16 protein-coding genes and 1 riboswitch are annotated in these 20651 nt (G+C 59.2%); of the genes, 5 read left to right on the forward strand and 11 right to left on the reverse strand.

The features are described 5' to 3' along the window. Positions 1 to 11 precede the first annotated feature (11 nt). On the forward strand, positions 12 to 827 hold the full coding sequence (gene djlA, locus VPX56_RS04040) for a co-chaperone DjlA (protein ID WP_131633975.1): 816 nt from the start codon (positions 12 to 14) through the stop codon (positions 825 to 827). 31 nt (positions 828 to 858) lie between these two features. Here djlA and rluA read toward each other — a convergent pair whose 3' ends face one another. From rluA to araB, 6 genes are all read right to left on the reverse strand, one after another. After that, positions 859 to 1518, reverse strand: coding sequence for a bifunctional tRNA pseudouridine(32) synthase/23S rRNA pseudouridine(746) synthase RluA (gene rluA, locus VPX56_RS04045; protein ID WP_326470029.1), 660 nt, complete (start codon positions 1516 to 1518; stop codon positions 859 to 861). Positions 1519 to 1530: 12 nt separating this feature from the next. Further along, positions 1531 to 4437: an RNA polymerase-associated protein RapA gene (gene rapA, locus VPX56_RS04050; RefSeq protein ID WP_263610011.1), complete on the reverse strand. Its 2907-nt coding sequence runs from the start codon at positions 4435 to 4437 to the stop codon at positions 1531 to 1533. Between the two features lie 128 nt (positions 4438 to 4565). After that, positions 4566 to 6923, reverse strand: coding sequence for a DNA polymerase II (polB, locus tag VPX56_RS04055; protein ID WP_326470031.1), 2358 nt, complete (start codon positions 6921 to 6923; stop codon positions 4566 to 4568). A gap of 116 nt (positions 6924 to 7039) precedes the next feature. Continuing rightward, positions 7040 to 7735 (reverse strand): L-ribulose-5-phosphate 4-epimerase, encoded by a 696-nt coding sequence (gene araD / locus VPX56_RS04060; protein ID WP_039260840.1) that lies wholly within the window; start codon positions 7733 to 7735, stop codon positions 7040 to 7042. An 86-nt stretch (positions 7736 to 7821) separates the two neighbouring features. After that, entirely contained in the window at positions 7822 to 9324 is a 1503-nt protein-coding gene (araA, locus tag VPX56_RS04065) for an L-arabinose isomerase (protein ID WP_326471955.1), read from the reverse strand. Positions 9325 to 9334: 10 nt separating this feature from the next. Next, positions 9335 to 11044 carry a ribulokinase gene (araB, locus tag VPX56_RS04070; protein ID WP_326470034.1) on the reverse strand — a complete coding sequence of 570 codons (1710 nt, stop codon included), beginning with the start codon at positions 11042 to 11044 and terminating at the stop codon, positions 9335 to 9337. 336 nt (positions 11045 to 11380) lie between these two features. On the opposite strand from araB, the gene araC reads away from it, so the two are divergent. Both araC and VPX56_RS04080 read left to right on the forward strand, forming a co-directional pair. Further along, entirely contained in the window at positions 11381 to 12226 is an 846-nt protein-coding gene (gene araC, locus VPX56_RS04075; protein ID WP_131633969.1) for an arabinose operon transcriptional regulator AraC, read from the forward strand. A gap of 118 nt (positions 12227 to 12344) precedes the next feature. Continuing rightward, complete coding sequence (locus VPX56_RS04080; RefSeq protein ID WP_326470040.1) at positions 12345 to 13112, forward strand: DedA family protein; 768 nt, start codon at positions 12345 to 12347, stop codon at positions 13110 to 13112. Positions 13113 to 13156: 44 nt separating this feature from the next. Here VPX56_RS04080 and thiQ read toward each other — a convergent pair whose 3' ends face one another. The 4 genes from thiQ to sgrR form a co-directional block, all read right to left on the reverse strand. Continuing rightward, the gene (gene thiQ, locus VPX56_RS04085; RefSeq protein ID WP_326470042.1) at positions 13157 to 13858 is read right to left on the reverse strand and encodes a thiamine ABC transporter ATP-binding protein ThiQ; all 702 of its coding nucleotides are present in this window, start codon (positions 13856 to 13858) and stop codon (positions 13157 to 13159) included. After that, complete coding sequence (gene thiP, locus VPX56_RS04090) at positions 13842 to 15452, reverse strand: thiamine/thiamine pyrophosphate ABC transporter permease ThiP (RefSeq protein ID WP_326470044.1); 1611 nt, start codon at positions 15450 to 15452, stop codon at positions 13842 to 13844. Before thiP ends, thiQ begins: the two co-directional genes overlap by 17 nt. Next, a complete protein-coding gene (gene thiB, locus VPX56_RS04095; protein WP_326470046.1) occupies positions 15428 to 16411 on the reverse strand; it encodes a thiamine ABC transporter substrate binding subunit in 984 nt (327 codons plus the stop codon). The genes thiP and thiB overlap by 25 nt, the downstream gene beginning before the upstream one ends. A 31-nt stretch (positions 16412 to 16442) precedes the next feature. Further along, positions 16443 to 16543: riboswitch (TPP riboswitch) on the reverse strand. Positions 16544 to 16579: 36 nt separating this feature from the next. Continuing rightward, positions 16580 to 18235, reverse strand: a complete 1656-nt coding sequence (gene sgrR / locus VPX56_RS04100; RefSeq protein ID WP_326470048.1) for an HTH-type transcriptional regulator SgrR — start codon at positions 18233 to 18235, stop codon at positions 16580 to 16582. A gap of 88 nt (positions 18236 to 18323) precedes the next feature. On the opposite strand from sgrR, the gene sgrT reads away from it, so the two are divergent. Next, positions 18324 to 18476: a glucose uptake inhibitor SgrT gene (gene sgrT, locus VPX56_RS04105; protein ID WP_131633964.1), complete on the forward strand. Its 153-nt coding sequence runs from the start codon at positions 18324 to 18326 to the stop codon at positions 18474 to 18476. A gap of 119 nt (positions 18477 to 18595) precedes the next feature. Beyond that, the gene (locus tag VPX56_RS04110) at positions 18596 to 19774 is read left to right on the forward strand and encodes a sugar efflux transporter (RefSeq protein WP_326470051.1); all 1179 of its coding nucleotides are present in this window, start codon (positions 18596 to 18598) and stop codon (positions 19772 to 19774) included. 266 nt (positions 19775 to 20040) lie between these two features. Here the strand turns inward: VPX56_RS04110 and leuD are convergent, their stop codons facing one another. Then, on the reverse strand, positions 20041 to 20646 hold the full coding sequence (gene leuD / locus VPX56_RS04115) for a 3-isopropylmalate dehydratase small subunit (protein ID WP_131633961.1): 606 nt from the start codon (positions 20644 to 20646) through the stop codon (positions 20041 to 20043). Positions 20647 to 20651: the final 5 nt, after the last annotated feature.

The following is a 20651-nucleotide window of genomic DNA, read 5'->3' on the forward strand; positions in this document are numbered from 1 at the left end:
CCGGGGAGTATATGCAGTATTGGGGTAAAATAATCGGCGTTGCGTTCGCCATCGTAATGGGTGCCGGGTTTTGGGGGATCGTACTTGGGCTTATTATTGGGCACATGTTTGATAAGGCGCGCAGCCGCAAAATGGCCTGGTTTGCCAACCAGCGCGAACGTCAGTCACTCTTTTTCTCGACCACCTTTGAGGTCATGGGGCACTTAACCAAATCCAAAGGGCGCGTGACGGAAGCCGATATTCAGGTTGCCAGCATCTTTATGGATCGCATGAATCTGCACGGCGATTCCCGCCTGGCCGCACAAAATGCGTTTCGTATCGGCAAAGCGGATAACTATCCGCTGCGCGAAAAAATGCGTCAGTTCCGCAGCATCTGCTTCGGGCGCTTTGATTTAATTCGGATGTTTCTGGAAATCCAGATTCAGGCGGCCTTTGCCGATGGCTCTCTTCATCCCAATGAGCGGGACGTTTTATACGTCATTGCTGAAGAGTTGGGGATCTCCCGCATGCAGTTCGACCAGTTCCTGCGCATGATGCAGGGCGGCGCGCAGTTTGGCGGCGGCTATCAGCAGCAATCCTCCGGCGGCGGCTGGCAGCAGGCGCAGCGCGGTCCAACGCTGGAAGATGCCTGTAACGTCCTGGGCGTGAAGCCAACGGACGATGCGACAACCATCAAGCGTGCCTACCGTAAATTAATGAGTGAACACCACCCGGACAAGCTGGTCGCGAAAGGCTTACCGCCAGAAATGATGGAAATGGCGAAGCAAAAAGCGCAGGAAATTCAGAAAGCGTACGAGCTCATAAAAGAGCAGAAAGGTTTTAAATAGAAAAATGGCCCGACGATGTCGGGCCATTTTTTTAGAAGTCTACCGGAGCTTTAAAGGTCATCGCGTTACCAAAGACCGGATGGGTAATGGTGAGCGTCTGCGCGTGGAGCTGCAGACGTGGCGCTAAGGCCAGCGCTTCAGGCGGGGCGTAAAACCGATCGCCGAGGATCGGATGGCCCAGGGCGAGCATATGCACGCGCAGCTGGTGCGAGCGTCCGGTAATCGGCTTGAGCAGAACGCGCGCGGTGTTATCCGGCGCGTACTCCAGCACTTCATACTCGGTTTGCGCCGCTTTGCCGGTTTCATAGCAGACCTTCTGCTTGGGTCGGTTCGGCCAGTCGCAGATCAGCGGTAAATCCACCAGCCCTTCCGCGGGGGCCGGATGGCCCCAGACGCGCGCGACGTACTGCTTTTTCGGCTCGCGCTCGCGGAACTGGCGCTTCAGTTCGCGTTCTGCTTCTTTATGCAGCGCCACCACAATCACGCCGCTGGTGGCCATGTCCAGGCGATGAACGGACTCAGCATGCGGATAATCGCGCTGAATGCGCGTCATCACGCTGTCCTTGTGCTCATCCAGACGCCCCGGAACGGACAACAGGCCGCTCGGCTTGTTGACCACCATAATGTGCTCATCCTGATACAGAATGACCAGCCAGGGATCCTGAGGGGGATTGTAGGGCTCCATCACCATCTTGCGCTCCGTTTACTGATGCGTCACAACGATAAGACGCAGGGCGTCCAGACGCCAGCTCGCCTGATCCAGGCTTTCCATCACCTGCTGACGATTGCTCTCAATCGCAGCCAGCTCGTCGTCACGGATGTTCGGGTTCACCGCTTTTAACGCTTCCAGACGGGACAGCTCGGCTGAAAGTTTGTCGTCGGCTTCGGTACGCGCCGCGTCAATCAGCGCGCGGGCCGCTTTTTCAACCTGCGTTTCGCCCAGCTGCAGAATCGCGTGCACGTCCTGCTGAACGGCGTTGACCAGCTTGCTGCCGGTATGGCGGTTAACCGCGCTCAGCTGACGGTTGAAGCTTTCGAACTCCACCTGTCCTGCCAGGTTCGTGCCGTTTTTGTCCAGCAGCAGACGCACCGGCGTTGGCGGCAGGAAGCGGGTGAGCTGAAGCTGCTTCGGCGCCTGCGCCTCCACAACGTAGATCAGTTCAACCAGCAGCGTACCGACCGGAAGCGCCTTGTTCTTCAGCAGAGAAATGGTGCTGCTGCCGGTATCGCCGGAGAGGATCAGATCCAGACCGTTGCGGATCAGCGGGTGTTCCCAGGTGATGAACTGGGCGTCTTCGCGGGACAGCGCCACATCACGTTCAAAGGTGATGGTGCAACCGTCCTCCGGCAGGCCCGGGAAATCCGGAACCAGCATATGATCGGACGGCGTGAGGACGATCAGATTTTCGCCGCGATCGTCCTGGTTGATCCCAACGATGTCGAACAGGTTCATGGAGAAGCCGATCAGGCTGGTGTCATCATCTTGTTCTTCAATGCTCTCGGCCAGCGCCTGCGCTTTTTCACCGCCGTTGGAGTGGATCTCCAGCAGGCGGTCGCGGCCCTGTTCCAGCTGAGCCTTCAGCGCGTCGTGCTGCTCGCGGCAGGATTTGATCAGGTCGTCAAAGCCGTCAGTATTTTCCGGCGCAGCCAGGTAGCCGATCAGGTCGCTATGAACCCGATCGTAAATGGCGCGCCCGGTCGGGCAGGTGTGCTCAAACGCGTCCAGACCCTCGTGGAACCAGCGCACCAGTACGGACTGGGCGGTTTTTTCCAGATACGGAACGTGGATCTGAATATCATGCGCCTGACCGATACGGTCCAGACGGCCGATACGCTGCTCCAGCAGGTCCGGGTTAAACGGCAGATCGAACATCACCAGGTTGCTGGCAAACTGGAAGTTGCGGCCTTCAGAGCCGATTTCAGAGCACAGCAGCACCTGCGCGCCGCTGTCTTCTTCACCAAACCAGGCGGCCGCACGGTCGCGCTCGATGATCGACATGCCTTCGTGGAACACGGCGGCGCGAATGCCTTCCCGCTCGCGCAGAACCTGCTCCAGCTGCAGCGCGGTGGCGGCTTTGGCGCAGATCACCAGCACTTTTTGCGAACGGTGTGCGGTCAGATAGCCCATCAGCCACTCAACGCGCGGATCGAAGTTCCACCAGGTGCCGGTATCGCCTTCGAATTCCTGATAAATCTGTTCCGGGTAGAGCATGTCACGCGCGCGCTCTTCTGCCGTTTTACGCGCGCCCATAATGCCGGAAACCTTGATTGCCGTCTGATACTGGGTCGGCAGCGGCAGCCTGATGGTGTGCAGCTCGCGTTTCGGGAAGCCTTTGACGCCGTTACGGGTGTTTCGGAACAGCACGCGGCTGGTGCCGTGGCGATCCATCAGCATGTCGATAAGCTCTTTACGCGCGGATCCTGCGTCGTCGCTGTCGCTGTTGGCGGCATGCAGCAGAGGTTCGATATCCTGCTCACCAATCAGATCGCTCAGGGTGTTCAGCTCGTCGTTAGAGAGGCGGTTGCCCGCCAGCAGCAGCGCAACGGCATCCGCGACCGGACGGTAGTTATTCTGTTCTTCAACGAACTGCGCAAAGTCGTGGAAACGGTTTGGATCGAGCAGGCGCAGACGGGCAAAGTGGCTTTCCAGACCCAGCTGTTCAGGCGTTGCGGTCAGCAGCAGGACGCCGGGCACGCGCTCGGCAAGCTGTTCGATAGCCATATATTCACGGCTTGGCGCGTCTTCGCTCCAGACCAGGTGGTGCGCTTCGTCGACCACCATAATGTCCCATTCGGCGTCGCACAGGTGCTCCAGGCGCTGCTTGCTGCGGCGCACGAAGTCCAGCGAGCAGATCACCAGCTGTTCGGTTTCAAACGGGTTGTCCGCGTCGTGCTGCGCTTCCGCATAGCGTTCGTCGTCAAAGAGGGCAAAACGCAGGTTAAAGCGGCGCAGCATCTCAACCAGCCACTGGTGCTGCAGCGTTTCTGGAACAACAATCAGCACGCGCTCGGCGGCGCCGGAAAGCAGCTGTTGATGCAGGATCATGCCCGCTTCGATGGTTTTACCCAGACCCACTTCGTCAGCCAGCAGGACGCGCGGCGCATGGCGACGGCCCACGTCATGGGCGATGTTCAGCTGGTGGGGGATCAGGCTGGTGCGCTGGCCGCGCAGGCCGCTCCACGGCATACGGTACTGTTCACTCTGGAACTTGCGCGCGCGGTAGCGCAGGGAGAAACGATCCATACGGTCGATTTGCCCGGCAAACAGGCGATCCTGCGGCTTGCTGAAGACCAGCTTGCTGTCGAGCAGCACTTCGCGCAGGATAACGTTGGCCTCGTCAGTGTCCAGGCGAGTCCCGATGTAGGCGAGCAGTCCATTCTCTTCTTTTACGTCTTCAATCTTGAGCTGCCAGCCGTCATGGCTGGTCACGGTGTCGCCCGGATTGAACATCACGCGGGTAACAGGGGAGTCATTGCGAGCGTACAGACGGTTTTCACCGGTGGCAGGGAAGAGGAGGGTAACCATACGCGTATCGATTGCTACGACGGTTCCTAATCCAAGTTCGCTTTCTGTATCGCTGATCCAGCGTTGACCAAGTGTAAAAGGCATAGTTGTTCGGCTCTAATCTTTAATTGCAGGCAATAGTTCGACCCCCGTCAAAAAAGACGGTCATCGAAAAATGGGTCCGGGAATGGAAAGGGCGCTATGGTACTGGATGGCAGCCATTTCGTCACGCGTCAAAATAGGCCAAGCTGTCCTGTCACTAGTGTAGCAAAATCATCGTCGATGAAGGGTAAAATTCCCTCCGCAACCGGCTGAAGCTGACGCGTCAGATAGTGATCGTAATCAAGCGGCGACTGCTGGTAATCAACCGGTTCCGGGCCGCTGGTGGTCCAGACATACTTGATGGAACCCCGGTTTTGATACTGCTGGGCGCGCCCCCGCCGTACGTTCTCTTCGTCCGCCAGACGCGCGGCGCGCACATGAGGGGGCACGTTGCGCTGGTACTCTGCCAAAGGGCGGCGCAGGCGCTTGCGATACACCAGCTGCGCGTCAAGTTCGCCCGCCATCAGGCTGGCGATGGTTTCGCGGATGTAGTCCTGATACGGCTCATTGCGGAACACCCGCAGGTAGAGCGTCTGCTGGAACTGCTGCGCCAGCGGCGTCCAGTCTGTGCGTACCGTCTCCAGCCCTTTAAAGACCATCCGCTGCTTGTCGCCTTCCTGGATCAGCCCGGCGTAGCGCTTCTTGCTGCCCTGATCGGTCCCGCGAATGGTAGGCATTAAAAAGCGGGCGAAATGCGTTTCAAACTCCAGCTCCAGCGCGCTTGTTAACCGCTCTTTTTGCAAATTCTCACGCCACCAGTCGTTCACAAACGCCACCAGCGCTTTGCCGATCTTCGCTGCGTCCTCTTCTGAATGCGCGCCTTTCAGCCACACGAAGGTGGAGTCCGTGTCGCCGTAGATGACGTCATAGCCCCGGGATTCAATTAGCGCTTTCGTCTGGCGCATAATCTCGTGCCCGCGCATGGTAATGGATGACGCCAGACGCGGATCGAAGAAGCGGCAGGCGCTGGTGCCCAGCACGCCGTAGAAGGCATTCATGATGATCTTCAGCGCCTGTGAAAGCGGCTTGTTTCCCTGGCGTTTCGCCTCTTCGCGGCCGTGCCAGATGTTGCCCACAATCTCCGGCAGGCAGTGTTTCTCGCGCGAGAAGCGCGCCCCGAGGAAGCCCTCGGTACTGCGTTCGTCATCCGGCTGCGCCATGCCCTCAATCAGCCCGACGGGGTCAATCAAAAAGGTGCGGATAATCGACGGATACAGGCTTTTATAGTCCAGCACCAGCACCGAGTCGTAAAGCCCCGGGCGGGAGTCCATGACATATCCGCCGGGGCTGGCCTGCGGCGGCACGTCGCCGAGGTTGGGGGCGACGTAGCCTGCGCGGTGCATCCGGGGAATATACAGATGGCCGAAGGCGGCAACCGAACCACCGTGCCTGTCGGCCGCCAGGCCATTCACCGTCGCGCGCTCCAGCAGGAACGGCATGATCTCGGTTTTGTGGAATATCCGCGTGACCAGCTCGCAGTCTTTCAGGTTATAGGTTGCCAGCGCCGGTTTGTCTTCGTTAAAGCGACGGTCGATCTCATCCATTCTGTCCCACGGGTTGTCGATGGATTTGCCCTCGCCGAGCAGCTCCTGAGACACGGCTTCGAGCGAGAACGAGGAAAAGTTCCAGAAGGCGGACTTTAGCGCCTCGATGCCGTCGATAATCAGGCGTCCGTTGGCCTGCGCAAAGAAAACGCCGTTCTTAAAACCGTGCTCGCGCCACTCCAGCTCGGTATTTCCGCGCCCCAGCATCAGCGGGATACGGTAGCGCTCGGCGTGCTTTTGCAGCACGCGCAGGTCGAACTGCACCACGTTCCAGCCGATCAGCACATCGGGATCGTGCTCGGCAAACCACTGGTTAAGCTTCTCCAGCAGCTGCGGACGGCTGTTGACATACTCAAGCCGGAAATCCAGCGCGGACGCATCGCCATTCGGCGGCCCGAGCATATAGACAACCCGCTGCCCGCAGCCTTCAAGCCCAATGCAGTAAAGCTCGCCGTGGCGGGTGGTTTCAATATCCAGAGAGACCCACTTCAGCGGCGGGCGATAGTGAGGGTTAGGCTTCAGGCGTGCGTTCACCAGGCTGCCGCTATGCGCGGTGCCGTCAACCCAGACGGGGGCGGTAATGAACCGCTCCATCAGAAAGCGTTCCGGTGGGCGGATATCCGCTTCGTAAAGCGTCACGCCCGCTTCGCGGAGCAGCTTTTCGTAGCGCATTAATTGACGATGGGCGCGGCAGTAGAGGCCGTAAACCGGCTGGCGGTGGAAATCTTTCAGTTCAAGCGGGGTGAGACGCCAGCCGTTTTCGCCGCGCAGCAGCTGTTTCACCTTCTCGACGTGGGCTTCAGGAATAAAGGCCACGGATTCCTGCGGCGGCAGCGTAACGTGCAGCGGGCCGTTGTTCGTCGCCAGCCAGAACGCGACCTCGGTGCCCTGAGGGGTATCCCGCCAGTGTCGGGTCAGTAAAAAGCCTTCTTGCGCCTGCGCCACGCCGTTATCCCAGAAAACAAAACCAGGCCTGATTATAGCCTGGTTAAGGGGTGTTTGCTGGGGTTTTATACAGTGCCTGTTTTGCCGGATGACGCTGCGCTTATCCGGCCTACAGGCTACTGCCCGTAATACGCCTTCGCGCCGTGCTTGCGCAGGTAATGCTTATCGAGCAGGGTCTGCTGCATGTCCGGCAGCTGCGGTGCCAGCTGTCGGCAGAAGATCCCCATATAGGCGACCTCTTCGAGCACAATCGCGTTATGCACCGCGTCTTCCGCGTTTTTCCCCCAGGCGAACGGGCCGTGGGAGTGCACCAGCACGCCGGGCATTTGCGCCGCGTCGATACCCTGTTTTTCGAAGGTTTCAACAATCACGTTACCCGTTTCCCACTCGTACTCACCGTTAATCTCCGCATCGGTCATCAGGCGCGTGCAGGGAATGGTGCCGTAGAAGTAGTCCGCGTGGGTGGTGCCGGTCGCCGGTATGGACTGGCCCGCCTGTGCCCAGATGGTCGCGTGGCGCGAATGGGTATGCACAATCCCGCCGATGGTCGGGAATGACCGGTAGAGCAAGCGGTGAGTCGGCGTATCGGAGGACGGTTTTTTCTTACCTTCGACCACTTCGCCGGTCTCGAGGCTGACAACGACCATATCGTCTGCGGTCATCACCGTGTAATCCACGCCGGAAGGCTTAATCACGAACACGCCTTTTTCCCGGTCAACGGCGCTGACGTTGCCCCAGGTCAGGGTCACCAGATTATGTTTCGGCAGCGCCAGGTTAGCTTCGAGCACCTGACGTTTGAGATCGTCTAACATAGTTGTCTCCTGCCGGATGGCGCTTCGCTTATCCGGCCTACAGGATCGTAGGCCCGGTAAACGCAGTGCCACCGGGCATTCAGGGCTTAGCGTTTTGAACCGTAATAGACTTCGTTCCAGCGCAGCGCGTCTTTGAACGCAGGCAGGCGGGTCTCGTTATCAATGACGGTCAGCTCGATATCGTGCAGCTCGGCGAACTGACGCATATCGTTCAGATCCAGCGCGTGGCTGAATACCGTGTGGTGCGCGCCACCGGCCACAATCCAGGCTTCGGACGCGGTTGGCAGGTCTGGCTGCGCTTTCCACAGGGCGTTGGCGACCGGCAGTTTCGGCAGGGAATGCGGCGTTTCAACCGCATCGACGCAGTTCACCAGCAGGCGGAAACGATCGCCGAGGTCGATCAGGCTGGCGTTGATGGCCGGGCCCGTACGGGTGTTGAAGATCAGGCGTGCCGGATCGGCTTTGCCGCCGATGCCGAGATACTGCACGTCGAGGATCGGTTTCTCTTCCACGGCGATCGTCGGGCACACTTCCAGCATGTGGGAGCCGAGCACCAGGTCGTTGCCGTTTTCGAAGTGGTAGGTGTAGTCCTCCATAAAGGAGGTGCCGCCCTGCAGACCGGTCGACATCACCTTCATGATGCGAAGCAGAGCGGCAGTTTTCCAGTCGCCCTCGCCCGCAAAGCCGTAGCCCTGCTGCATCAGACGTTGTACCGCCAGGCCCGGCAGCTGTTTCAGGCCGTGGAGGTCTTCAAAGGTGGTAGTAAAGGCGTGGAAGCCGCCCTGTTCGAGGAAGCGCTTCATGCCCAGCTCGATGCGCGCCGCGTCCAGCACGTTCTGTCGCTTGTCGCCGTTGATTTGTGCCGCAGGAGTCAGGCGGTAGCTGCTTTCGTACTCGTCCACCAGCGCGCTCACGTCGCCATCGCTGATTTCATTCACCACCTGCACCAGGTCGCCCACGGCCCAGGTATTTACGGAGAAGCCGAACTTGATCTGCGCGGCGACTTTATCGCCGTCGGTGACCGCCACTTCACGCATGTTGTCGCCGAAACGCACCACTTTCAGGTGGCGGGTATCCTGCTTAGAGACGGCCTGACGCATCCAGGAGCCGATACGTTGTTGCGCCTTGCCGTCCTGCCAGTGGCCGGTGACCACCGCGTGCTGCTGACGCATACGCGCGCCGATGAAGCCGAACTCGCGGCCGCCGTGCGCGGTCTGGTTCAGGTTCATAAAGTCCATGTCGATGCTCTCCCACGGCAGGGAGGCGTTGAACTGGGTATGGAACTGCAGCAGCGGTTTGTTGAGGATAGACAGGCCGTTGATCCACATTTTTGCTGGCGAGAAGGTGTGCAGCCACACCACCAGACCGGCGCATTTATCGTCGTAGTTGGCGTCGCGGCAGATGTGGGTAATTTCGTCCGGCGTGGTGCCCAGCGGTTTTAGCACCAGCCTGCACGGCAGTTTAGCTTCCGCGTTCAGCGCGTTAACCACGTGCTCCGCGTGTTTCGTCACCTGCTGCAGCGCTTCCGGCCCGTACAGATGCTGGCTGCCAATCACAAACCACACTTCATAGTTATTAAAAATGGTCATCATCGTGTCCTTAATGTGTCAGGGTTGCCGTAGTGTCCGCGGTGCTTTTGGCCGGGGCGGCGACAGGGAGATAGTGAAGCTCGGCGCTTTTTGCCCATTGCTGGTAGCGCTGATAAAGCTGTTCGAAGCGTTGCGCCTGCTGGGCGCGCGGCTGAAGGGTATTTTCGACGGCGCTCGCCATATGCTGCTGCGCGGTCGGGATGTCGGCGTGAACGCCTGCGGCCACGGCGGCGAAAATCGCCGCGCCCAGCGCGCAGCACTGATCGGAGGCCACAATCTGCAGCGGACGGTTCAGCACGTCGCAGCAGGCCTGCATGATCACCGGGTTTTTACGGGCGATGCCGCCCAGCGCCATCACGTTGTTCACGTCGATGCCCTGCTCGGTGAAGCACTCCATAATGGCGCGCGCGCCGAAGGCGGTAGCGGCAATCAGGCCGCCGAACAGCGCAGGGGCGTCGGTTGCCAGGTTGAGATCCGCGATCACCCCTTTCAGGCGCTGATTGGCGAACGGCGTGCGGCGGCCGTTAAACCAGTCCAGCACCACCGGGAGGTGATCGAGAGACGGATTTTTCGCCCAGGCTTCGGTGAGCTGCGGCAGAAGCTGCTTTTTGCTCTCGGCAATCTGGGCTTTCAGTTCAGGGTGCGCTGCCGCCAGCCGATCCAGCGGCCAGCCCAGCACGCGGCCAAACCAGGCGTAGATATCGCCAAACGCGGACTGACCGGCTTCAAGGCCGATAAAGTCCGGCACCACGCTGCCGTCCACCTGGCCGCAGATGCCTTTTACCGCGCGGTCGCCGACGGTAGCTTTATCCGCCGTCAGGATGTCGCAGGTAGACGTGCCGATAACTTTCACCAGGGTATTGGGCTGAGCGCCCGCGCCCACGGCGCCCATATGGCAGTCGAATGCCCCGCCGGAGATGGCCACGTTCTGCGGAAGCCCCAGGCGTTTTGCCCACTCTTCGCAGAGGGTGCCGACCGGAATATCGGCGGTGAAGGTGTCGGTAAACAGCGGGTATTTCAGGCTCTTGTTGATAATCGGGTCGAGCTCATCGAAGAACGCGGCTGGAGGCAGGCCGCCCCAGCTTTCATGCCATAACGATTTATGCCCGGCGCTGCAGCGGCCGCGGCGGATGTCCTGCGGGCGCGTGGTGCCGGAGAGCAGGGCTGGCACCCAGTCGCACAGCTCAATCCACGATGCCGCAGCCTGCGCGACCGAAGCGTCCGCGCGGGTGACGTGCAGAATTTTCGCCCAGAACCACTCGCTGGAGTATATGCCGCCGATGTAGCGCGAATAGTCGGTTTTGCCCGGCTGATGGCACAGGCGGGTGATGGCTTCAGCCTCTTCCACGGCGGTATGGTCTTTCCACAGCACGAACATGGCGTTCGGGTTGTCGGCGAACTCCGGGCGCAGCGCCAGCACGCGGCCTTCTGCATCGACCGGGGCTGGCGTTGAGCCGGTGCTGTCGACGCCAATGCCGACAATCTCTGCGCGCTGTTCGCCGCTGAGGTCTGCCAGCACGGTTTTGATTGCCGCTTCCATTGATTCAATGTAGTCACGCGGGTGGTGGCGGAACTGGTTGTTTGGCGCATCGCAATAGCGCCCCTCTTGCCAGCGCGGATACCACTCAACGCTGGTTGCTATCTCCAGGCCGGTCGTACAGTCCACTGCCAGCGCGCGAACCGAGTCGCTGCCAAAATCGAGGCCAATCGCAATTGCCATGGTGTTGCTCCATCAAAAAACAGGTATGGGAGAACATTAGAGACTGGGGGCGAAAATCGTCAGGCAGGATCCGCTAATCTTATGGATTAAATTGCTGTTACGATTGAAAGTGTGACGCCGTGCAAATATTCAATGTGGACATTTCTGCCGCACTTATAGACACTTTTGTTACTGCTTATCTGCCAGCGATGGCGGAGAAATCAGGGGCGAAGGCTGAAACATGGCGGACGTAAAAGAGGCGCGAGGCTTTTTGGTGCGTTTCGCAGGCCATTTTTATACTGCTTTTAACGATATGGACAAATGGTTTCCTTCGGGAGCGCCGGGAGAACTGAATCTATGGCCGAAACGCAAAACGATCCCCTCCTGCCGGGCTATTCGTTTAACGCCCATCTGGTGGCGGGTCTGACCCCTATCGAGGCTGAGGGATACCTCGATTTTTACGTCGATCGTCCGCTGGGGATGAAGGGTTTTATTTTGAATCTCACCGTGCGCGGAGAAGGGATCATCAAAAACGGTGACCAGCAGTTTGTTTGCCGCCCCGGCGATATGCTGCTGTTCCCGCCGGGAGAGATCCACCACTACGGGCGCCACCCTGATGCCAAAGAGTGGTATCACCAGTGGGTCTACTTCCGCCCGCGCGCCTACTGGCAGGAGTGGCTGTCGTGGCCAGCGATCTTTGCCCATACCGGTTTTTACCGTCCGGATGAGGCGCATCTGTCGCAGTTTCGCGAGCTGTTTGCCCAGATTATCGAGGCCGGGCAGGCTGGCGGGCGCTACGCCGAACTGCTGGCGATTAACCTGCTTGAGCAGGTGCTGCTGCGCCGCATGGAGGCGATTAACGAATCGCTTAACCCGCCTCTGGATAACCGCGTGCGCGATGCCTGCCAGTACATCAGCGATCACCTGTCTGACAGCCAGTTTGATATTGCCAGCGTCGCGCAGCACGTCTGCCTTTCACCGTCCCGGCTATCGCACCTGTTCCGCCAGCAGCTTGGGGTGAGCGTGCTGAGCTGGCGCGAGGATCAGCGCATTAGCCAGGCGAAGCTGCTGCTCAGCACCACCCGGATGCCCATTGCCACCGTGGGCCGTAACGTGGGCTTTGAGGATCAGCTCTATTTCTCTCGCGTCTTTAAAAAATGCACCGGCGCCAGCCCCAGCGAATTCCGCGCGGGATGTGAATAAACGGTAAACATTCAGGTGAACTTCAGGAGCATCCTGTAAACTATTCAGACAATTGATGCCTTGACGCGGTGCAGGGCGCTAAGCAGAATCGCTGATTCGTTTTCTGACCGGAATAGTTATGCAGGCATTGCTGGAACATTTTATCACCCAGTCCGTTATGTACTCGCTCATCGCCGTGGCGCTGGTGGCGTTTCTGGAATCGCTGGCGCTGGTTGGGCTGATCCTGCCCGGCACCGTGATGATGGCGGGGCTTGGCGCGCTGATTGGCAGCGGTGAAGTTAATTTCTGGCAGGCGTGGCTGGCCGGTATTGTCGGCTGCCTGCTGGGCGACTGGATCTCCTTCTGGCTGGGCTGGCGCTTTAAGAAGCCGCTGCACCGCTGGTCGTTTATGAAAAAGAACAAAGCCTTGCTGGATAAAACCGAGCACGCGCTGCATCAGCACAGCATGTTTACCATTCTTGTCGGCCGCTTTGTCGGGCCAACGCGTCCGCTGGTGCCAATGGTGGCCGGGATGCTGGATCTGCCCGTTGCGAAGTTCGTGGTGCCGAACATTATCGGCTGCGTCTTCTGGCCGCCGTTCTACTTCCTGCCGGGTATTCTGGCCGGTGCGGCCATCGATATTCCTGACGGAATGCAAAGCGGCGAGTTTAAATGGCTGCTTCTGGGAACGGCGGTGCTGCTGTGGCTGGCGGTCTGGCTCTGCTGGCGCCTGTGGCGCAGCGCAAAAGCCAGCGTCGACCGCCTGACGCGCTATCTCCCGCGCACGCGCCTGCTCTGGCTGGCCCCGCTGACGCTGGGTGTGGCCGTGGTAGCCCTGGTCGCGCTGATTCGTCACCCGCTGATGCCGGTATACGGCGAGATTTTATTAAAAGTGGTCAGCCGTTAAGGACTTTTTCCCTCTCCCCGTGGGAGAGGGTCAGGGTGAGGGCATCAGACAGCACGAATGCCCAACAGCGAAGACGCTCCCGCCTTACCACTCAGCAGTTCTTCTGTTTCACCATCCCACAAAATACGCCCCTCCGCGATCACCACCGATCGCGGCGCGATGCGGGCTGCGTCCTCAATGCTGTGCGACACCATCAGCATTGTGAGCTGCTGACGCTGGCAGACATCCTGCACCAGGGTCAGCATCTCCTGGCGCAGCGCGGGATCGAGCGCAGAGAAGGGTTCATCCAGCAGCAGAACGGGCTGCTCGCGCACCAGACAGCGCGCCAGCGCCACGCGCTGACGCTGGCCGCCGGACAGTTCGCCCGGTAGCCTGTCGATAAACTCAGCGATCCCCATTTGCCCGGCAATCAGCTCCAGCTTGTGTCGCTGGGCGTCGTTCAGCCTGAGTCCCGGATGCATTCCCAGCGCGATGTTTTGCCGTACCGTCAGGTGGGTAAACAGGTTGTTTTCCTGAAACAGCATTGAAACAGGGCGCTTTGCCGGCGGGGTGCGGGTATGGTCACGGTTCTCAATCACGATCGTTCCGCTTGCCGGTTGCAAAAAACCGGCGATCAAATTGAGCAGCGTACTTTTCCCCGCGCCGCTTGGGCCAAGCACGGCAATCATCTCCCCCTGACGCACGGAGAGCGTAAAGCGCATCGGCAGATGCTGGTAGAGCCAGGTTACATCAGTCAGTTCTAACATCACGCCCCGGTAGTTTTTCGATAACGGTAAATAACGCAAAGCACAGCAGCAGCAGTAAGAGTGCCGTGACGGCTCCATCCTGGCTGCGGTAGGAGCCAATTTGCTGATAAAGCCAGAACGGCAGCGTGCGGAAGTCTTCATTGCCGAACAGCGCCACGACGCCAAAATCCCCTATCGACAGCACGCAGGCGAAGGCCAGCGCCTGCGCCAGCGGTCGTTTAAGGGCGCGGAGTTCCACCACCTTCAGCCGCTGCCAGCCCTGCATCCCCAGCGACTGACAGAGCAAACCGTAGCGGCTGTTCACGTCGCGCATCGGGTTTTCCAGCACCTTGAGCGCGTAAGGGATGGCCATCAGGGCGTTGGTAAAAATCACGATGCCGTCGGCGCTTTCCGGCAGGCCAATGGTGCTGTTGAACAGTAAAAAGAAGCCCGTCGCCAGCACGATGCCCGGCATCGCCAGGATCAGCATGCCCGTCAGCTCCAGCATTTGCCCGGCCTTACGAGCCTGACGCGCGTAGAGTTCACGGCTGCTCCAGAGCAGCATCATGGTCAGTATGACGCACAGCAGCCCGGCGGCCAGCGCGATGCGTACCGAGGTCCACGTCGCCTGCCAGAGCACGGGCTGTTGCAATACGGAAACAAGATTGAGGTTCAGACCGTCGACGACAACGGCCAGAAGCGGCGGCAGCAGAAGCAGGAGCGCCAGCGCGATAAGGATAAAATCGGTGATGCGGCTGTGCAGGCTGTCCTGCGGATCGCGCCAGCCCGCTATCTGGTTACTGCCGGGAGAAATGGCTTTGCTCAGGCGCTGGCTCAGGAGCACCAGCACAAGACAGCACGCCATCTGCACCATCGCCAGCAGCGCGGCGCGGCCCGGATCGTAGTCGTAACTCAGCGCCTGAAAGATCGCCAGCTCGATGGTGGTGGCCTGCGGCCCGCCGCCGAGTGACAGCACGGTGGCAAAGCTGGCGAAGCAGAGCATGAAGATTAATGCCGCCACGGGCGGGATCTGACGGCGCAGCCACGGCCATTCAACAAAGCGGAAGAATGACCAGCCGCGCATGCCGAGCTGGGCGGCAACCTGACGCTGTTCGCCCGGAATATTCTCCAGCGCCTGCAAAAAGAGCCGCGTCGCCATCGGCATATTGAAAAAGACGTGCGCCAGCAGAATGCCCTTCAGGCCGTAGGGAGAGAAGGTCCACTCCAGGCCTAAAGATGCAAAGAGTGTGGCCAGCCAGCCCTGACGGCCATACACGCTCAGGATGCCAAATACCGCCACCAGCACCGGCAGGATCAGCGTCATCGCGCACAGGCGCAGCAGCGCCTGCCGGCCGGGAAAACGTCTGCGGTACAGCGCTCTCGCGAGGAAGATGGCCGGGATCGTCGACAGCAGCGCGGAGAGAAAAGCCTGCCAGAAGGAGAACCGGATAACGTGCCAGAGATAGCTGTCGTGCCAGAGCGCGAGCAGATCGCTCTCCGGCGCGTTGAGCCACAGCGCGAGAAAAGCCCCCAGGCTGACCGCCACCATCAGGATGGCGGCCATAAGCCCGGGAATTAACCAGCCGGGGATCAGCGGCTGACGGCGCGTTGCCATTCACTTACCCATGCGGCACGCTGCGCGGCAACCTGTTGCGGCGTAAACTCCAGCGAGGCTGTAGGTTTGGTCAACTGCTCGAAACCTGCGGGCAGGGCAACGTTAGTGACCGGATACATCCAGTTGCCCGTCGGAATGGCGTTCTGGAACGCCGGTGAAACCATAAATTTCAGGAACTTCTCGGCCAGTTCCGGCTGCTTGCTGGCGGCGGTACGCGCTGCCACTTCCACCTGAAGGTAGTGACCCTCAGCAAAATTCGCCGCCGCGTAGTTATCTTTCTTCTCGGCGATGATGTGGTAGGCCGGAGAGGTGGTGTAGCTCAGCACCAGGTCGCTTTCGCCTTTCAGGAACAGGCCGTAGGCTTCGCTCCAGCCCTTGGTCACGGTGACGGTTTTGGCGGCCAGCTTCTGCCACGCTTCGGGGGCTTTATCCCCGTAGACCTTTTGCATCCACAGCAGCAGGCCCAGGCCCGGCGTGCTGGTGCGCGGATCTTCGTAAATCACGCGCCATTTCTGGTCACTTTCCACCAGCTCTTTCAGGCTCTTCGGCGGGTTTTTCAGCTTGTTTTTGTCGTAAACAAACGCAAAGTAGCCGTAGTCGAACGGCACAAAGGTGTCGTTCTTCCAGCCGCCCGGCACGTTAACGGCATCTGCCGCAACGCCGCTTTTGGCAAACAGCCTGGTTTGCGTGGCGGCTTCCAGCAGGTTGTTATCCAGCCCGAGCACCACGTCGGCCTTGCTGTTTTTGCCTTCCATGCGAAGACGGTTGAGCAGCGACACGCCGTCCTCCAGCGCCACGAACTTCAGCTCGCAGTTACAGTCGGCTTCGAAGGCTTTTTTGACTACCGGGCCAGGCCCCCAGTCGGCAGAGAAGGAGTCGTAGGTGTAGACCGTCAGGACGGGCTTCGCAAAAGCAGGCAGCGCAAATAGCGCCAGCAGGGGGAGAACATTTTTTAACACTTTGCACCTCAAGGTTGAGTGGCAAAGGATTTTGAGAGACAGCCTCAAATCCCTTCGCCGGCGTTATCCGGATCAGGTTCGACGGGTATTATCTCAGCGCACATCAGTGATGCAGCACCCCGTTGAGAACGGCGCTATTGTAATGATTTGGTGAATATTACGAAAGCGTTATGGCTCCGGCGGTGCAAACCAGGCGGATTTGAAATCAAACCAGCCCAGGGTATTCATCCGCAGGCCGCGCATGCTGCGCTGGCCCTGAATCATCAGCCAGTGGTGGATCAGCGGCACGATCGCCTGCTCGGCCAGCAGCTGCTGGCACCAGGTGGCAAGGTTCATCTCGCCTGCACGCCATTCGGCGGCGTCCTCATGCCAGTCCCGGTCGATGCAGTGCTGGATCAGGGGGACTTCATACAGATGGGAAAAGAGTGAGAAATCGAGCGGCAGGGTGAAGTTGGCGCTGTTCAGCCAGATATCGCTGGTGATATCGCCGCGATGCCATTCATCGTAGTCGACTTCATGGATCTCCAGCTTAACGCCCTCGGCTGCTAACAGTTTGCCCATGATTCTGGCGATAAAGCGGTGCTCCACGTGCTCGCGGTAGTAGGTCAGGGTGATGGACTCCAGCCCGGCGGGTTTATCACTGCGCGTCGGGCGGGCGTGGTGCCAGCGAGGGAGCAGGCCGTACGCCGGGAACCAGTATGTCTGGTACTGCTCTTCCGCATGGTAGATCAGATTGGAAGGGGATAACACGTGGCTGATCCACTTGCGGACGGCCTGATTTGCCCCACGGTGGGTGCGGCGGTCAAACAGGAGATAATAGCATCCCTCCTCCAGGCGACTCTCCACGGCTTTTTCTCCCGTGGTGGGGCCTTCCAGCGTCAGCCCGCAACTCAGGTCTTCATTGAGATCCGGTAATACCCACACGTTCACTTCGTCGATCAGCGCCCGATAGCCAAAGTAGTCGTCGAACGCGCGGATTTTCAGCTGGTTGCTGTTATTGCGGGAGACGGCGTAGGGGCCGGTGCCAATCGGCTGGCTGGCAAAATTGTTCAGCGATTCCCATTCGCCGGGCAGAATCATTGACGGCACATAGCCCAGCAGCCAGGGAAGCCACTTATCCTGCTGCGACAACTCGATATCCAGCGTCCAGGCCGTGGGGGAGTGGACGCGGGAGATATGGGAGTAGAGCGGGAGCTTGCGGACGCGTTCCAGAGAGGCGATGACGTCGTGCATTTCCAGCTCGCGGCCGTGGTGAAAATGGATGCCGGGGCGTAAGAAGAAGCGCCAGTGAAGCGGGGAAAGCTGCTGCCAGTGGTGGGCGATATCCGCTTCCAGTTCCCCGTTTTCCTCATTTATGCGCGTCAGGCCGCTGAAGATTTGCCGGGCCATGTGGGTTTCTGAGCGGCGTAAGGCCGTGCCGGGCAACAAATTTTTCATTGGGCGATAGTAGAGTACCCGCAGGATATGTCGGCCCTGACGAAAGCTGCGTCCGAGATGGGAAACCAGCATCTGGCGCACGGCCGCCTTATCGCCCACCAGCTGTACCAGCTGATCGATGCGATCCTGCTCCAGCAGATCTTCCGCACGCTGCTGCTGCAGCGCCAGGCCGGTATAAAGGAAGGTCAGGCGCGAGCGTTTGCCGCGTCCCGCCTCAGCCTCCCAGTTCAGCCAGCCCTGCTGCTGCATGGTGTTGAGCAGCGTGCGCATGTGGCGACGCGAACAGCTGAGCAGATCGGCCAGCTCGTTCAGCGTGGTCTCTTGCGATTGCCCCTCACAGCACTGCCAGAGGCGGATAAACTGTTGTTGCAGACGACCGGAAGGCATAAAAGGGGAACTCCTCACAAAAAACCAGCAATTTATTAATCCCTATATTAGGCCAATAATTCTTCTCGATGAAGCGAGGAGGTTAATTATGAAGAGGTCTACCGCACGTCAGTTTTATCAGCAGTACTTTTCAGCGACAAAGGGAACGTCCTGGCTGGCCCGCCAGTGTGCAGAGCAGCGGCTGAAAACGTTAGAAGAATTGATGCAGTGGGACGTTACGAAACCGACCTCTTCTCGCTAACTCGCCTCGATCATGTGTGACTGAGTATTGGTGCTAATCACCCGCCAGCAAAATGTTTTTGCTGGCTTTTTTCGTTTATTATTCACCCAATTTCGATTCGCTTTCACAAGGACTTGCGCATGCTGTGGTTGATGACGATGGGGCGACGCCTGAACGGCGTGTATGCTGCTTTTATGCTGGTCGCCTTTATGATGGGCGTGGCGGGCGCGCTTCAGGCGCCGACGCTGAGCCTGTTCCTCAGCCGCGAGGTGGGGGCGCAGCCGTTTTGGGTCGGGTTGTTTTATACCGTCAACGCCATTGCCGGGATTCTGGTCAGCCTGTGGCTGGCAAAACGCTCCGACGCCCGGGGCGATCGCCGCAGGCTGATCCTCTTTTGCTGCGCCATGGCCGTGGGCAACGCGCTGCTCTTTGCCTTCAATCGTCATTACCTGACGCTGATCACCTGCGGCGTGCTGCTGGCCTCTCTCGCGAATACCGCCATGCCGCAGCTGTTCGCGCTGGCTCGCGAATATGCCGATAGCTCGGCGCGGGAAGTGGTGATGTTCAGCTCGGTGATGCGCGCGCAGCTCTCGCTGGCGTGGGTCATCGGGCCGCCGCTGGCCTTTATGCTCGCGCTGAATTATGGCTTTACGACCATGTTTTCCATTGCGGCGGGGATCTTTGTCATCAGCCTGGCGCTCATTGCCTTTGTGCTGCCGTCGGTGGCGCGCGTTGAACAGACGACGGATAAGCCCATCACTCAGGTGAGCGGCTGGCAGGATAAGAACGTCCGCATGCTGTTTATCGCCTCCACGCTGATGTGGACCTGCAACACCATGTACATCATCGATATGCCGCTGTGGATCAGCAGCGATCTGGGTTTACCGGACAAGCTCGCGGGGGTCCTGATGGGCACCGCCGCCGGGCTGGAAATTCCGGCGATGATCCTGGCCGGGTATTACGTGAAGCGCTTTGGAAAACGCCGGATGATGATCGTTGCAGTGGCTGCCGGGGTGCTGTTCTACGCGGGGCTGATCCTATTCCATTCGCGGGAGGCGCTGCTGGCATTGCAGCTGTTTAACGCGGTGTTTATCGGGATCGTTGCCGGGATAGGCATGCTCTGGTTTCAGGACTTAATGCCGGGGCGAGCGGGCTCCGCGACCACGCTTTTCACCAACAGCATTTCTACGGGCGTCATCCTTGCCGGCGTGATTCAGGGCGCGCTGTCGCAAAGCTATGGCCATGCCTCGGTGTACTGGATGATTGCGGCGATTTCGGTGGTTACGCTTGGGCTGACCTGCCGGGTTAAGGATGTTTAATTCTGGAAGGCGGCTTCACGAAATGAAACGACTTTCTGACGGGAACGAAGAAGGCGCATAGAGTGCGTGGCGGGTGCTTGAGGCTGTTTGCCTCAGGCTTTCGCAAGAGGCAAACAGTGGAGAGTCCCACATCAAAAAACTGATGGGGAGACAAACTTCACAACGATCATTGCGAGGTGAGTCTCTTCATTGCCGAAAAGCAATAAGGAGGCTGGAATGCCAAAACGTAGTCAAATCAATGGCCCGCACCCTGCGGGCCATTGCCTTTAGCCCATAAACGCAGGCTGTTTTTTCTCGTATGCTGAGATAGCGTCTTCGTGCTGGAGCGTCAGGCCGATGCTGTCCAGACCGTTCAGCATGCAGTGGCGGCGGAAGGCATCAATGCTGAAGCTGTAGGTCTTATCACCGGCTTTCACCACTTCCGCTTCCAGATCTACCTCAAACGAAATGCCCGGATTCGCCTGTACAAGCGCAAACAGCTCATCGACCTGCGCATCGCTCAGCGTCACCGGCAGCAGCTGGTTGTTGAAGCTGTTGCCGTAGAAGATATCCGCGAAGCTCGGCGCGATAACCACCTTAAAACCGTAGTCGGTCAGCGCCCAGGGAGCGTGTTCACGCGACGAGCCGCAGCCAAAGTTTTCTCGCGCCAGTAAAATCGACGCGCCTTTGTATTCCGGGAAGTTCAGAACGAATTCCGGGTTGGGTACTTCGCCCTTATCGTCCAGGAAACGCCAGTCATTAAACAGGTGCGCACCAAATCCCGTGCGCGTTACTTTCTGCAAAAACTGCTTTGGGATGATCGCATCGGTATCGACGTTAGCGGCGTCGAGTGGGACAACCCGGCCCGTATGTTGGGTAAATTTCTCTGCCATGATTG

It is taken from the genome of Enterobacter wuhouensis, from assembly GCF_035835995.1.
Lineage (GTDB): Bacteria > Pseudomonadota > Gammaproteobacteria > Enterobacterales > Enterobacteriaceae > Enterobacter > Enterobacter wuhouensis.